Here is a 14,058-nt window from a genome sequence, read left to right on the forward strand (position 1 = left end):
GCATAGCCCAGGGATATCAAGAACCGCCACTACCTGACGCCACCCCAAGAAGGCCAGTAATCACGTGCGGGGCACCGGGAACGTGACGCGCGATGCCCCCTGGAGGGCAGATTCGTAGATGGCGCATACAAGTTCAAGTGTGGCTCGTCCGTCGGCGCCCGTCACGCGAGGCTCTCGGACCTCGTCAATTGCGGCCAAAAGGTCGGCGATCTGCGCCGCGTGGGCTGCAGGGTTCAGGTCAGCCGCGTCGGCGGCTACCCCTGGGAGTGAAACGCCAGTACTCGCGGCGGGATCGGCTGACTCAAAACCGTCGGGCGCACCGTTGCTAAACCACTGATAAATGATATCGCCGTCTTCGATAATCACGGTCCCGCTCGTGCCACTGATCTCGAGTCGTTGGCCAAAGCCTGGGACCACTGCGGTACTAGCGGTGATCGTCCCCAGAGCTCCCGACTCGAAACGAACGATGGCCAGTGCGCAATCCTCGGCCTCCATAGAATGAGCCTGTGTTGCGGTCACCGCGCTGACCTCCGCCGCTGGCCCCATGCACCAGAGGAGCAGATCGGCGTAGTGAAATCCCTGATTCATCAGGGCTCCTCCGTCCATCGCCCAGGTACCGCGCCATGCGGCGCTGTCGTAATAGCTCTGGCTCCGGTACCATTTAGTGCTCGCCTGGCCAAGCAGGAGCCGCCCGAATGCGCCATGATCGATCATATGACGGAGCTTGATGAGGGCAGGATCGAAACGATGCTGGGAGATGACGGTCATTCGGACTCCGGCGGCATCGGCTGCCTCGATCAGGCCGTCGGCCGCCTCAAGGTGGACATCGATGGGCTTCTCAAGCACCAGGTGCTTGCCAGCTCGGGCAGCCGCAATGCCGACCTCGGCATGCAGCCCGCTCGGGACACACACACATACCACGTCGATATCCCTGCGGGCCAGAAGATCGTCGAGGGTAGGTTCGGCGGCGCATCCGTGCGCATCAGCGAAACCTTGCGCACGGATGGCGTCAATATCAGTGACTGCCATGAGTTGAGCACTCGGCAGCGTCAGAATGGCCCTGGCGTGAAAGGAAGCCGCCGTCCCCGCACCTATGATCCCAAATCCGTGTCCGCCCCCAACCAGCCCGTGGCTCTCCCTGGGACCCTGTAGCGTTGCGACCTCGCTCACCTCAAATCTTGGAAGACATGCTGGCTGAGCCGGTCGATTCCCACCGGCCGCGCAGCCGGCCATCGGAGCTTACGGGCCAGATGCCGACTGCACGCCAGGAGTATGGAGAACCTCAGCGATCGCCACGGCGGCCTCAGCATGACGGGCGGTCTCTACGGAAATGTATAGACTGTCAACGCCAGCCTCCCTGAACCGCAGCAGCCTGCTGCGAACGGCATCCATGGAGCCGACTATCCATTCGTGATCCGATGCCGAGGGAATCTCCTTTCCTTTATAGGGAGAAACGGTTCCCTCGTCATGCAGGGCCAGCCGTGCAAAGAGGCCGAGACGAACAGCGTCGGGCAAGGCCCTGCGTTTCTCAGACCTGGCAGCTAGCGCCTGCTTGACCAACCGGCATTCCTCAGGCGTGCCACGTGTGAGAACGTATTCGTCGGCGAAGCGGGCAGCCACCGACAGGAGTCGTAGCGAAGATGCCTGGCCGCCAACAAGGAGAGGCGGCCGGAACCCCTGTCGTTTGGGCGTGAACGAGCACTCGCGGAGTGAGTAGTAATTTCCCTTGAAAGAGAAACTGCTGGTTGCCCATAGGCCGTTAATTATCTCCAATTGCTCCGCCAGCATGGAGACTCGGGTCGGCCCGTCCGGAAATGGAAAGCCATACGCTGAGTGCTCAGCGCCCAGCCACCCGGCGCCGAGACCCAACTCCGCCCGGCCGCCGGATACAAGGTCTAGAGTCGCGGCCATCTTGGCATAAACAGCCGGATGCCGGAATGTGATGGGCGAGACGAGTGTGCCAATTTTGACGTTTTCGGTCTCTCGGGCGAGCGCACCCAAGTATATCCACGCGTCGGGCGCGTCAGTTGTCGAATGGGGATCTCCTGGCGAGCAGTAGTGCTCCGCGAGCATGAGGCCTTCGACGCGGCTCTCATCCGCAAGGCGGGCAATGGCCAGGGTCTCGTTGTAGCCGAAGCCCTCCTGGATCTCGACCGCCATGGCAACCCGCATCGCCACCCCCTCAGTCCTCGCCGCCCACGCTGAAGCCCGCCCTGGCACCTGAGCTTGAGAAGGTCGCCAGGCCGCTGGCAAACCAGTCGACCTGCCTTCAACCGGAGCCCTTGACTCTACTTGCAGCGTAGTCAAGCGATCGCTCTCCGTCTATACTGCAGCCTTCCGAATCGGTAAGACCCGATCGGGCGGCGTCATGACCCGCAACAGCGAAGCTCCTTGACTGTTACGGGTGTTGTCGACGCACGCCGAGCAAGGAGCTTCGTGGTTTCCTGTGGTGCAACCATGCGTGTGTCCGATGGGCTGGCTACCTTTGCTGAGAACGTGATCGCCACCCAAAGGAGTGAGCTTCACTCGGCATGGCACGTGCCACCCTCGCCCCAGGTGAACGCGGCTTCGCGAACTTTCAAAAAGTTCGACACACGCTCCGACCTGTGCTCATCAGGCCGACTCGGGTCCTCCGTGGTCGTGCACCATGATCTTCACTCGTGTGAACATAGATCGGAATAGCTCACTCTTGCATTACTGTAGACGTCGGGCCTATTCTTGACTGGCTGGATATTTCGGGAAAGGTCTACTCGGCGTCGAAATCGGCGGCATATTCTACGGAATGAGGAAAATGGAAATTCCTTTCTCGGTGAAGAAATATAGGCTGCGCTATGGCTCTATCGCCGCAGACCTCTTCGTAGACCGGGCCTGGGGGGCACTGCACAGGCCGCTTGCAATTTTCCTGCCCGGCCTGCCGGACTTCATCGGTCCCACAGCGCTTACGACCGAACTGGTCCGGCATGGGGTCACCGTCCTCCAGCCGCACTTGGCCGGAACCTACGATTCTGACGGGCTGTTCTCACCCGATGGTTGTCGTGACACTCTCCGCCAGACCAGCAAGGCGATCTCCGAAGGGGGGTTGGTCCCGGCGGGAGGTAGTAGGCCACTGAATGTCGAGCCGACGAAGATCTCGCTCATTGGGCACTCATTCGGCGGAATAACTGCACTCCGCTGGTTCGGTGAGCTTCAAGGATTGAATTCGCTTTTCTTTACGAGCGCCGCCTTGCACTATAGTCGGCAATCCCCGGACTACGGTTTGGACGAGGACGGCCGCGCCAGTTTCGAAAGCCTGGCCGCCAGCAACCCCCACACGTACCGAGTGGGCGACATGGAGGCATGGGATCCCATTCTCACGGGCATCGATCCCCTTCCCAGTCACCCCCTCGGAGCAGTCAGCAGCGTCAAGCTGATCTACGGGGCAAGCGACAAGTACTTTGACCTGGACGCCGTGCGCGAGAACGCGCCTGACCTCGTATCAGCCTACGTGGACGTCGACCGCGGGGTCTCGCTCGAGGTGGTGCCCGGCGCGGGTCACTACCTTCCTGAGATCGTGGCGGCCAGGTCGTTGGAGGCCCTGATGCCTGAGGCCCTCCCGTAGCGGGTATGGCTAGATGAGGATCGAGGTCTTGGAGGCTCCTCCGGCTGAGCTATTGGCGGGACTGACGAGCCTAGTGGGCAACATCTGCCCGTTCCCGGGATGTGCTGACTTGCCCTCCCGGGTTGTCGAGTTCCGCGACGGATCGAGAGGCAGGCCGACTATGGAGAGCTCGTTACTCCTCTGCGCCAGTCATTCAGACCAGGCCGGCAGAGGTGAAATCGGGTCCGGTCTCCTGAAGACCATAAGGGGCCTACTGAAACCGGATCGCGGCCCGAAGGGCGGCTCCCGATCCCTCGCGACGAGGGACGAGTACCTCGCCACGATCCGAGACAGGATCGCTCGCGGCACGAGGTCACTTCGCGGCGTCTACGTGGGACCACTGCCGCTCCACCCGGACTGGTACTTCAACCTCCGCGACGGCGCTACCAACCAGCCGAACATGGACCGGCAAGTAGCGACGTGTTTGGACGCTCCTGGCTGCGAGACGTTCCTCATCTTCCGCAACAGTCCGCGCTATGCCGAGAAAGTCCGCGAACTAGTCCCGGCAGAGCTCATGCCCGTCTTGGTCGCGCAGATCATCGGCCGTATCGATGCCGTATACGGCCAGAGCGGCTCGAACCACATGGTGTGCGCCGACACCGGCATCTTCCATATTCCGGTCATCCTAGACGACGCAGTGATCACGGCGTTCCGCTCGACGCCACAGACACCGGTGGGCAGCGGCCTCCTGGTAACAGATCCGGACCAGGTGCACTGGGAGCGGGACGCGTTCGATCGGATATTCGCTTACTACTGTTCCGAGGTTGCAGGCGTTTCTCAGGTCGAGCGGATGAAAGAGTTCGTGAGATCCTTGCTCACGGGGGCATCTTCGCCAGAATGAACATGCCACTCGTAGCGTTCTCGCGAAAACTAGATGCCATCGACCTGACGGCGAGTCTGTGGCTCGCACGGCTGGACGAGACCACGGCCTCGTCGCGACGCCGGATATTGTGGGTCGCCGATCCCAGGGGCAGTTACAATGGAGTTCAGGATGATCTTGAGGCGCTAGCCCGTGTTATGAGCCCGGCCTTTGACATCGAGGTCATCTCATACTCAGCCGCCTGGGAGCGGTCCAGTTACAAGAATCCTATTGGGCTGTTCTACCGCCTCCGCGACGAAGTCGCCGGCTCAACTGGGCGATTCCCCTGCCGGGTCAGGATCCACCACGGCTCGCTCGATGTGAATTGCGGCGGCCACATCATCCGGGCGCACTGCCTGGAGTTCCGCACCAGGGAAGATGATGAGTTCGGTGTAAGCGCCAGCGGTCGGCCGGGATCGTGGACGACGGCGTCCCCGCAGGACATCACCGGGATCAGCGGATCCTTGCACCTCTACCTTGCCGGGGAGATCGGCGAGGTAGTCAACCTTCCGTGGTACGCGCTAACGCCGCTAATCTGGCCGATCGTGGTGCGAGAGACTATCAGCCCCGTGGCGTTCTACAGCGCGGACCGCTACAGCGATGGCGGGATCAAACTCAGGCCCATGGGCTATTCCCTGATTGACTATCCGAACCTATCGGCCCCCGCGTTCACCAGAAAAGTAGTAATGCCCTCGGCGTCCGAGATTAACGCATACAGTCTCCTGATGACAGACTACCCTAGGACGTCTGCACGGATCGGCCCCCGTGCCCCAGGCTCGGCCGAGCTGGTGTCGAATATGTATTCGCTTGTCCGAAGGAGGGTCCTGGCGGGGAAAATACCGATGCATATCTCGAACGGCACCCTGACTTCCGATATCCCGGCCGGAGATATCATCAATTCAATGCTTGTCACCGCCGTTGCGGCCAGGGTGCTTGAAAACGTCGACCGCGGTCACGGCGCCGCAGTGCCCCCAGCCCTTGTGGACGCGCTGCGCGCCTCAGGGATGCTGGACACGGATAGGCTAGAGCAGGTCGGCATCTTGCTGAGAACTCACGCTCAACTCCTGGATGCCTCAGGGTGCCTCCTCAGGACACCAAGGGAGATCCCTCGCCCGGACGCTGCGTGCGGGCGATTCGGGGAGATAGCGCGATTGTGCATCGTCAGCGCAACCGCGTGCGCTGAGGTCACGCTGCTCGATCTGGCTGTACGGCTCAAGGCATCTGTACCCGCCCTTGTGAGCATCCTGGACGGCAACGGCTGTGCACTTTCGTTCGACAGTCTAGCGAAGGCTCGCACACAAATGATTGCGGTTCCCGTTTCTGGATCGATCTTAAGCTATGCGGACTGAGCGGCCTACGCCAGTGCCGGCCTGGCTGGCTGCCGAAGCCCAAGCCGACGGGTACGAGGTGGTGAACTCGCTCGCGGAGAGAGTCACCGGCGGGGTTGTAGCGGAGATCTACTGTGCCTTCGTGAAACGGAACGGTCGGGTAAACCCCCGTATTTACCGGCGCACGCCCTTGTCGTTGGAGCACGCCACTCGATTGTCTGCCTCGCTTGGTGAAATTGCGCAGTCCTACGCCTACTTCCCAGGGGAAGCTCGTTTCTCGGTTACCGGCAGTGACCTGATATCAAGCTACACCATGGTTCCAGGCGATGAACTAGCGGTCACCTTATTGGCAGCCGCAGAACTTGGCCGGATAGTCGCAGCGCTGCACAGTCGGCGCGGATATGGTCATTGTCCCTCGATTTATGACCACGTCTGGGACGAAGCGGAGGCCGCAATGGCAGACGGTAGAGAGGAGATTGCTAGGGCCGGGGAGAATGTCAGGGCCGCAGGCAAAGGCCTGCTTAGCGAGCTGCTCGACAATTCGGACGCGGCGACCCACGGAGACTTGACGGCAAGCAACATGATCATGGGCGGGAACGGCCATATCATCCTCATCGACTGGGACAAGTTCTGCTCAGTGAGTCTCGAGTTGGACCTGGCGATCGCGGCATTTGCATTCTCGCGGAACTGCGACGCTGAGCAACTGCTCGAGTTCCAGTCCGAGTACCTGCGCAGCTCCGTCTGGCCTGCCTCACGTCTCCTGGCCCGCGCGTATGACCTGGTGGCCGACGTGACTCTTGTCCATGACTGGTACATGGCAGTTTCCACCAATAGAGCCGCACGTTGGTCGAACGTCTGGGATTGGTGCTTACCGCAGTGGACTACGTGGCAGAAGCGGAGGGCATGGCTTGGCAAGGAGGCGTAATTTCTTCTCCAGAAAGCTGTACTCCACTACGCTCATCGGGTTCTGCATAACAGCTGGCTTCGGGATGTGGATACTTGGCATATTGATCAAATGGCGCTCGTCCGGATACAACAAAGGTAGCTGGGCCTGGCGCGACCTGTGGAAATGGATCAGCGGCGACGGCTGGGCCGTGATAGTCGATTTTTTGGGCAGCGTCGGCACAGGCCTTATTAGCGCGGCCATCTTCCTTGTGATGGTCGACCGGGTACTTGAGAGCAAGCGGGTGCGGGATGAGCAACAGGAAGCCGTCTCGAGGGACGCGGAGCGCCTGATCGAGCGACTGCGACTGGGTGGAGAGGTTTCCACCGTTGCGCTCGCTGACCTCAAGACCTCAGGAGTCCTTTACAACGGTATCTTGGACGGCAGGAACCTAACCAATCTTGACTTCACTAGCCGAGACCTGACTAACATCAGGTGCAGTAGCGGCGATTTCTCGGGTGCCGACCTGCGCGGATGCGTACTCGTAGGCGCGATCTTGAGGAGATCGCGATTCAATGGAAGCCGTCTGAACGGCGTCGACCTTAGCTGGGCCGATCTTGAGGGGGCAATCTTGGACGAGGAATCGCTGCGGACCGCTGGATCACTTTGGCGCTGCACGCTGCCGGGAGGCGCCAGGTATGACGGCAGATGGAACCTTCCCGGCGACATGGCCGCAGCCCAAAAGTACGGGGTTGACCTCAACTCGGTGTCCGAGCGAGCTGAGTTCTACTTGGGCTCATAGCATCCTGGCGTCGCCTCATTACCGTTGCGAATCAAAGGCAAGAATGCTGCTGGCTGCCGAATATTCCCAACGAAGACTAGGGCCAGCGCTGTCAGGGCCGTAGCCAGAATTTCGCCTCAGAAGTCGTTAGCTGAGGACCCAGGGGCCGTTGCATGATCACGTTTCGTCCGGAGTGCTGTGCTGGCCCGTTCTTGGAGGGGATATCCCGGTTCGGGCAGGGGCGGACACGGTGCAGGCGCGGTCTCAGTGGTCATGTGAGTGTCGAAGTCCCATGAACACCTGGCGAGTCCGTGCCTGCTCCTGCATTTTCTGCCATGCCCACCGCGCTGGCCCAACTGGGCCGGACTACCGCGCCGGTCCCGCTGGCGGACGTGGTCGCGCTGTCCGGTTTCCTGGATCTGGTGCCCGACCCGCGAGGCGTCCGTGGCCGCCGCTACCGGTTGTCCGCCCTGGTCGCCGCGGCCGCGGCGAGTGTCCTGGCCGGTGCCCGCTCGCTCACCGCGATCACGGAATGGATCGGCGACGTCCCTGCGTGGGCCTGCCGGGTTCTCGGCTTCCCACCGACCCGCTCTCCGGCACCGTGTCCGTCCCGCACCCTCATATCCCTGCGCTGTCTGCTCGTTCAGTTCGACGGCGACGCCCTGGACCGAGCGATCGGCGTTCCTCACCGCCCGCGTCACCCCGGCCGACCCCGGACTACGGGCGATCGCTGTCGCCGGCAAGGCCCTGCGCGGCTCGCGCACCCACGTCACCGGGCACGTCACCCTGCTCGCCGCGATGGACCGCACCGGACACGTCCTGGCCCAGCGCCGGGTCACCGACAAGAGCAACGAGATCCCCGCCTTCCGGCCCCTGCTGGACAGCGTCGACCTGACCGGCGCGGTCATCACCGCCGACGCGCTGCACACCCAGCATGCTCACGGCACCTACCTCCGCGAGCGCGGTGCCCACTGCATGCCCAGGGTCAAGGCCAACCATCCCAGCCTGTTCGACAGGGTCCGCCGCCTGCCATGGCGTGAGATCAGGCTCGACAACTACGACCGTACGCGGGCCCATCACCGCCTGGAGATCCGACGGCTGAAGGCCGCAGCTTTCGTCCACCTCGGCTACCCAGATGCCCGCCTGGCCCTGCACGTCGTGCGCAGGAGGAAGGACTTCACCAGCGGCAAGCTCACCATCGAGCGCGTCCACCTGATCACCAACCTGCCGCCCGGCGCGGTTACCGGCGCCCAGCTCGCCGCCTGGATCAGAGGGCACTGGACGATCGAAAATCTTCTGCACCATGCCCGCGACTGGCGAAGGCCCCTGGCTGCCCTCGGACTCACCGGATGAATCCGGACAGACCTCGATCATGCAAGGGACCCTGGCTGAGGACCGCCCGGCCCTGGACAAGTACGGTTTTCGGGGTGATCGTCGAACTGCCCGGCGACCATTGGAAGCGCAGTAAATCGGCGGAAGCGCCCACGCGTAAATGTCCGCGTTCGCCGACGAATCGGCCTGGATTCTTGGTGGCGAGCCGGACAGCCTCGCCTAGGTTCAGTCGCGCCGAGACCACCGCGTGCGCAACTCCGTCGGCGAGCCCCCGCGCGGCACCGGCCAGAAATGGTGTGCCCGTCTGTGCAAGCCGTCCCTCCGGACTTAGGTCAACGCAGCCGCCCACTGGGGTCGAATAGCGGCCCGGCGGCATCCCCGCGAGGGCTACCGCGTCGGACACCAGCAGCGAACGTCCAAGGCCCTTGGCCCGGATCATTGCGGTCAGCGTGTCGGACGGCAAGTGGTGCCCGTCGGCGATGAACCCGGCGGAGAGGCGGTCGTCGGCGAGTTGCGTCCAGATATAGTTCGGGTGACGAGGGAGTGCTGCGTGCGCGCCGTTACCGAGGTGTGTGCAGAGCCGGGCTCCGGCACTGGCGACTGCGGTGATCTGGGCCGGTTCGGCGTGGGTGTGCCCAATCGCGACATGGATACCTCGGCCGGCTAGCTCGGCCGTGTAGGCGGGGGCCCGGTCATGGTGCGGCGACAGGGTGACCATGCCGACAAGCCCGCCACTGGACTTCTGCCAGCGGTAGAACTCCTCGATCGAGGGCGGACGAATCTGCGCGGCGTCATGCACGCCGCGCGGGCCGTCGTGCGTAGAGATATGCGGCCCTTCGAGATGGGCGTAGGGGATTGAATACCGGACGAGTGGATCGAACCGTCGCGCGGTGGCGATCACGTCCAGGGCATGGGCAATCCGGTCATGCGAAGCGGTGACGAGCGTCGGCACGAATGTGGTCACGCCATGTCGGTACAGTGCACGGGTGAGCTCGATAACGGTCTGCGGCGCCGTGTCCTCGGCGTTGAGATCGTAACCGCCGAAACCGTTGATTTGCAGGTCGACGAGGCCGGGCGCGAGCCAGAACGGTTCGTGGGCCGGGCCTGGTCCGATGGCGGCGATCACCCCCCGCCGCACCGTGACGGCTAAGGGCTTGCCCGTGCCTGGGTCCTTGCCTGTCAGGATTACCACGTCGGACCTCTTCTCAGCTGGCGACCCGGGATCTCCGAAAGAAAGCCTGCCTTGACCACCCCGCCGGGGACTCGGTCCTTCCCCCGTGAAGGTGGGCACGCGGTTATTGATCACGCGGCGAGCGTGAGTTTAGCGGTGTGGTGTCGGTGTTCGTATTCGTTGGGGCTGAGGTGACCGTTGGCGGAGTGTCGGCGGCGGGTGTCGTAGCCGGGTCAGCCAGGCGAAGACGGTCCTGCGGCAGGTGGCGGCGATACCGTAGTCGCGAGCGTCCTGGTGTCCGCGTACTCCCTGAAGTGGCCCTGACACGAAAGACTCAGCGACCGTGCTGGTCAAGCGTCAGGGGTGGGCTCGAAGCCGATCATGAGTCCGAGGCCCTCTTTCGAAGGTCCTGACGTCCATGTCGGGCATCGGCGTCAGGACCGGAAGCGCATCCTGATCGAGGCCGGCGACGGCAGCACCTTCCCGACCGTCGGCCACCTCGCCGCCTATGCGAGCCTCGCCCCGGCGACCCGGAGCTCAGGGTCCTCGATCCGCGGCGAACAGCCCTCCCGGCGGGGAAACAAACAGCTCAAACGGGACTTCTCCCTCTCCGTGTTCGCTGCCCTGGGCGACCCGGCATCGCGGACCTACTACGACAAGCAGATCAGCCAGGGCAAGCACCACACCCAGGCCGTGCCTCGCCAGACGACGAGCCGACGTCCTCTTCGCGATGCTCCGCGCCGTCACCTTCTACGAACGCCAACCCGCCGCAGTCGGCCGAGGAGTTCAGGCCGCTCGATCAGTCCTCCGGCCGAAGCCTCTGACGAGCCGCCTCAAGCCGCTCGTCATAGTCGGATGCGAACAGCCCTTGAAGCGCCTTGTCGAGCGTTTCGGCGATCCTATGGATCGGCGCCCAGACCGCCGGATCGTCGACAACCTGGCTGAGGTCCGTCATCTGGAGCTTCTCCAGCCAGTGCGACAACACCAGCGCCTCGTCACTCGTGAGCTTGATCGTGACCTGGCTATGCCATACGCCCCGGCCCGCTCCCGCCCCGCCCGGCGATTCCGCCAGCCAGGTGGCGGGCCGGGAATGCGAGGAGCTGAAGAATCCACAAAGAATCGATACAAAAGGGAACAGGGCGTGGAGGTATAGGCGAATGGACGAGTACGGCGGCGGCAGGCAATGGGTGCCGTGGCGGACCGGGCGCAGGGAAGACCCGCTGATCCTGGTGACGGGAGCCACCGGGACGGTGGGACGGGAGGTGGTCCGCGGCCTCCCCGCCGGCCCGTGCGTGCGGGTCATGTCCAGGGATCCGGCGAAGGCCGAAGGGATGTTCCCGAGGGTCCGAACGGTCGCCGGGGACTACACGGACCCGCCGTCGCTGGCCCGCGCCCTGAGGGGAGTGCACGTGGCGTTCCTCGTCACCACCCGCCCCGACCGCGACGACGACGCCCGCTTCGTGTCGGCTGCCCGCACTGCCGGAGTACGACGGGTGGTGAAACTCTCGGCGGCGGCCGTCCTCGACGACCGGGCCGATGACCTCATCACCGGTTGGCAGCGCGCCAACGAGGAACTGCTGCGCGCCTGCGGCCTGCAATGGACCCTGCTGCGCCCACGCGCGTTCATGTCCAACTCCCTGTCCTGGGCCGCCGGTATCCGCTCCGGGCGCACCGTCCGCGCGCTGTACGGAACGTCGCCCAACGCGTGTGTGGACCCCCGCGACGTCGCCCAGGTCGCGGTACGGGCCCTGACCGAGGAGGGTCACGCCGGCCGCGCCTACACGCTGACCGGACCGCAGGCCCTCACCGCGGTCGCCCAGACCCGCGAGCTCGGCCGCCTGCTCGACATCCCTCTGCGCTTCGAGGAACTGACCACGGACGAGGCCCGTGCCACGCTGAGCGGACGCTGCCCGCCCCCGGTCGTCGAGGCGCTGTTGGCGAGCGCGGAACGGCAGAGAGAAGGTGCCAAGGCCCAGGTGGAGGACACCGTCCGTGTGGTGACGGGTCGCCCGGCCAGGTCCTTCAGGCAGTGGGCCCAGGATCACATCGAGGCGTTCACCTCGGCTCCGGACGAAACCGGGACGCGGTAGCGGCCGGGGTAACTCCCGTCTCCGGACCATGCGTTGGGCCGCTGGCGGTCAGATGCGTATCGCCCCCGCGGCGACGATGTGAAGTGCGGCCTGCCCGGAACGTCAAGGCGATCCCGAATCCTGTCCTTGGCCGGCATGGTGTGCGCTTCTGCGACCCGCTCGAACGGAAACGTCTCGGCGACTCGCAGGCTGAGCCGACCGCTTGCGAACAAGCCCGCCGGCTCGGTGAGTTCGGCACCGTGGACACGAGTCTGCACCAGACCGACCTTGACACCGCGCTCCGAAGGAGGCAGGACGGCCCCCCGTCGGCAACGGCGAGGACCTCAACTGGACTGGGGTGTCGGTGGATTCCGCGATCGTGCGCGCTCACCCACACGCGGCCGGTGCCCGCTCCAGCCCCCTCGCGTCGATCCGCTCCGCGGAACCGCCGAACCGCTGAACAGACCGGCCGGGCAAGCCCGCCGACCGCACACAGTGACTGCCGACTTTTGCCTCTGTCCCGCGTGCGTGCTCCCAGCTCTCCGCTGTCGCTGTGCCCCGGCGCGACCCTTGTTCTGCTCCCGGGCCGAACCCCACCCCTACGGAGACCCATCGCCATGACGACCCACCAGACCGCGTCACTGCTCCTCGGTCTCGCCGCCATCGTGCTGCTGGCACGCCTGCTCGGTGCGCTCGCCCGGCGTCTGAACCAACCCGCGGTGATCGGCGAGGTCCTCGCCGGTATCGCGCTGGGGCCGACCCTCTTCCACGGGGCGCTCAGCGACGCCCTGTTCCCGGCCGACATCCGGCCGCTGCTCAGTGCTCTGGCCGCGGTCGGCGTCGTCGTATTCATGTTCCTCGTCGGCCTGCAATGGGACGCCGCGATGATCCGAGGCAGCGGAAGCCTCGCCGCGACGGTGTCGTTCAGTTCCGTCCTGCTGCCGTTCGGCCTGGGCATGCTGCTCGCGCTGCATCTGATGGACGACTACGGCACCCGTGACAGGACGGCGTTCATGTTGTTCATGGGCATCGCCATGTCGGTCACGGCGTTCCCGGTGCTGGCCCGCATCCTCACCGACCGGGGCATGGACCGCTCCCCGCTCGGTGTGGTCGCGCTGGCCTGCGCGTGCGTCGACGACGTCCTGGCCTGGACACTGCTGGCCGGCGTGGTCGCCGTCAGCGGTTCGGCGGACCCCGGCCAGTGGCACGTCCTGCTCGCCTTCCCCTGGGTACTGGGCATGCACTTCGTCGTACGGCCGCTGCTGCGACGCTTCGTGGCCCGCCGCCCCGCGCTGAGGCTCACCCCGGCCGTGTTCGCGAGTGTCCTGGTGGGTCTGTTGTTGTCGGCCGCCGCCACCGAGTGGGTGGGCCTGCACTACATCTTCGGCGCGTTCCTCTTCGGCGTGATCCTGCCGCGCACCGGCGCTGAACGGCTGCACGCCGATGTGCACGAGCGGCTGGGCGAGTTGAGCGCCACTTTGTTACTGCCGGTGTTCTTCCTGGTCGCCGGTCTCCAGGTCGACCTCTCCGGGCTGGACGCGGGCGGGCTGGGCACGCTGGGACTCATTGTGCTGGTGGCTGTCGGCGGCAAGTTCACCGGCGCGTTCGCCGCCGCGCGCCTCAACCGGATGCCGGTACGGCAGTCCGCCGCGCTCGCGACGCTGCTGAACACCCGCGGCCTGACCGAACTCATGGTCCTGAACGTGGGCCTGCAACTGGGCTTCCTCGGCCGGGACCTGTACTCGCTCATGGTCGTCATGGCCGTCGTCACGACCGCGATGTCGGGCCCGCTGCTGAGCTGGATCATCGGCCGCCACAGCGACGGCAGCCGCGCCGGCCAGCCGGAGGAGACGGACGTGTCCGAGCACCCGTCGGACACCGTGGGCACAGCGGTCCAGGACACGTATCGGGTCGTGTCCAACGGGCGGTCCGGGTGAGGTCCTTTCCTCGGCCCAGATCATCGAGACGCGCAGGCGGAGTGCGGCGGGATGGCTGCTC

At 64.5% G+C, this 14,058-nt stretch carries 13 protein-coding genes and 2 pseudogenes; 10 read left to right on the forward strand and 5 right to left on the reverse strand.

Going from position 1 to position 14,058, the window contains the following annotated elements:
- Positions 1-60: 60 nt before the first annotated feature.
- Both ACIQBL_RS29695 and ACIQBL_RS29700 read right to left on the reverse strand, forming a co-directional pair.
- The gene (locus tag ACIQBL_RS29695) at positions 61-1,233 is read right to left on the reverse strand and encodes a Gfo/Idh/MocA family protein (RefSeq protein WP_401946549.1); all 1,173 of its coding nucleotides are present in this window, start codon (positions 1,231-1,233) and stop codon (positions 61-63) included.
- A gap of 6 nt (positions 1,234-1,239) precedes the next feature.
- Positions 1,240-2,160 (reverse strand): LLM class flavin-dependent oxidoreductase, encoded by a 921-nt coding sequence (locus ACIQBL_RS29700; RefSeq protein ID WP_401946552.1) that lies wholly within the window; start codon positions 2,158-2,160, stop codon positions 1,240-1,242.
- A 622-nt stretch (positions 2,161-2,782) separates the two neighbouring features.
- Here ACIQBL_RS29700 and ACIQBL_RS29705 point away from each other — a divergent pair.
- The 7 genes and pseudogenes from ACIQBL_RS29705 to ACIQBL_RS29735 all read left to right on the forward strand — a co-directional run bounded on the left by ACIQBL_RS29705 (position 2,783) and on the right by ACIQBL_RS29735 (position 8,841).
- Positions 2,783-3,598, forward strand: a complete 816-nt coding sequence (locus ACIQBL_RS29705; protein WP_401946555.1) for an alpha/beta hydrolase family protein — start codon at positions 2,783-2,785, stop codon at positions 3,596-3,598.
- A 13-nt stretch (positions 3,599-3,611) separates the two neighbouring features.
- Positions 3,612-4,478, forward strand: coding sequence for a hypothetical protein (locus ACIQBL_RS29710; RefSeq protein WP_401946557.1), 867 nt, complete (start codon positions 3,612-3,614; stop codon positions 4,476-4,478).
- The gene (locus tag ACIQBL_RS29715; protein ID WP_401946560.1) at positions 4,475-5,845 is read left to right on the forward strand and encodes a hypothetical protein; all 1,371 of its coding nucleotides are present in this window, start codon (positions 4,475-4,477) and stop codon (positions 5,843-5,845) included. Before ACIQBL_RS29710 ends, ACIQBL_RS29715 begins: the two co-directional genes overlap by 4 nt.
- Before the next feature lie 13 nt (positions 5,846-5,858).
- A complete protein-coding gene (locus ACIQBL_RS29720) occupies positions 5,859-6,749 on the forward strand; it encodes a phosphotransferase family protein (protein ID WP_401946562.1) in 891 nt (296 codons plus the stop codon).
- A complete protein-coding gene (locus ACIQBL_RS29725; RefSeq protein ID WP_401946565.1) occupies positions 6,733-7,509 on the forward strand; it encodes a pentapeptide repeat-containing protein in 777 nt (258 codons plus the stop codon). Before ACIQBL_RS29720 ends, ACIQBL_RS29725 begins: the two co-directional genes overlap by 17 nt.
- Before the next feature lie 314 nt (positions 7,510-7,823).
- Positions 7,824-8,105: pseudogene (locus ACIQBL_RS29730) on the forward strand (transposase family protein); the annotation flags it as partial.
- On the forward strand, positions 7,993-8,841 hold the full coding sequence (locus ACIQBL_RS29735; protein ID WP_401946567.1) for an ISAs1 family transposase: 849 nt from the start codon (positions 7,993-7,995) through the stop codon (positions 8,839-8,841). The pseudogene ACIQBL_RS29730 and the gene ACIQBL_RS29735, both read left to right, overlap by 113 nt.
- Here ACIQBL_RS29735 and ACIQBL_RS29740 read toward each other — a convergent pair.
- On the reverse strand, positions 8,831-9,946 hold the full coding sequence (locus ACIQBL_RS29740) for an N-acetylglucosamine-6-phosphate deacetylase (protein WP_401946570.1): 1,116 nt from the start codon (positions 9,944-9,946) through the stop codon (positions 8,831-8,833). The genes ACIQBL_RS29735 and ACIQBL_RS29740 overlap by 11 nt on opposite strands.
- A gap of 439 nt (positions 9,947-10,385) precedes the next feature.
- Between ACIQBL_RS29740 and ACIQBL_RS29745 the strand changes: the two are divergent.
- Positions 10,386-10,748 (forward strand): annotated as a pseudogene (locus ACIQBL_RS29745) (transposase); the annotation flags it as partial.
- 42 nt (positions 10,749-10,790) lie between these two features.
- On the opposite strand, the gene ACIQBL_RS29750 reads toward ACIQBL_RS29745, so the two are convergent.
- Positions 10,791-11,063: a hypothetical protein gene (locus ACIQBL_RS29750; RefSeq protein ID WP_401946888.1), complete on the reverse strand. Its 273-nt coding sequence runs from the start codon at positions 11,061-11,063 to the stop codon at positions 10,791-10,793.
- A gap of 148 nt (positions 11,064-11,211) precedes the next feature.
- Here ACIQBL_RS29750 and ACIQBL_RS29755 point away from each other — a divergent pair, with 148 nt between their 5' ends.
- Entirely contained in the window at positions 11,212-12,081 is an 870-nt protein-coding gene (locus ACIQBL_RS29755) for an NAD(P)H-binding protein (RefSeq protein ID WP_401946891.1), read from the forward strand.
- On the opposite strand, the gene ACIQBL_RS29760 is transcribed toward ACIQBL_RS29755, so the two are convergent.
- On the reverse strand, positions 12,033-12,338 hold the full coding sequence (locus ACIQBL_RS29760) for a hypothetical protein (RefSeq protein WP_401946572.1): 306 nt from the start codon (positions 12,336-12,338) through the stop codon (positions 12,033-12,035). The two genes, ACIQBL_RS29755 and ACIQBL_RS29760, sit on opposite strands and share 49 nt — an antisense overlap.
- A 339-nt stretch (positions 12,339-12,677) precedes the next feature.
- Between ACIQBL_RS29760 and ACIQBL_RS29765 the strand changes: the two genes are divergently transcribed.
- Entirely contained in the window at positions 12,678-13,997 is a 1,320-nt protein-coding gene (locus tag ACIQBL_RS29765) for a cation:proton antiporter (protein WP_401946574.1), read from the forward strand.
- Positions 13,998-14,058 lie beyond the last annotated feature (61 nt).

This window comes from Streptomyces sp. NPDC088350, assembly GCF_044753545.1.
Lineage (GTDB): Bacteria > Actinomycetota > Actinomycetes > Streptomycetales > Streptomycetaceae > Streptomyces.

Excerpts from the sequence above, each read along its gene's own strand:
- ACIQBL_RS29700 (WP_401946552.1), bottom strand. The coding sequence starts at position 2,160 with ATGGCGGTCGAGATCCAGGAGGGCTTCGGCTACAACGAGACCCTGGCC.
- ACIQBL_RS29710 (WP_401946557.1), top strand. The coding sequence starts at position 3,612 with ATGAGGATCGAGGTCTTGGAGGCTCCTCCGGCTGAGCTATTGGCGGGA.
- ACIQBL_RS29705 (WP_401946555.1), top strand. The coding sequence starts at position 2,783 with ATGAGGAAAATGGAAATTCCTTTCTCGGTGAAGAAATATAGGCTGCGC.
- ACIQBL_RS29715 (WP_401946560.1), top strand. The coding sequence starts at position 4,475 with ATGAACATGCCACTCGTAGCGTTCTCGCGAAAACTAGATGCCATCGAC.
- ACIQBL_RS29695 (WP_401946549.1), bottom strand. The coding sequence starts at position 1,233 with ATGGCCGGCTGCGCGGCCGGTGGGAATCGACCGGCTCAGCCAGCATGT.
- ACIQBL_RS29765 (WP_401946574.1), top strand. The coding sequence starts at position 12,678 with ATGACGACCCACCAGACCGCGTCACTGCTCCTCGGTCTCGCCGCCATC.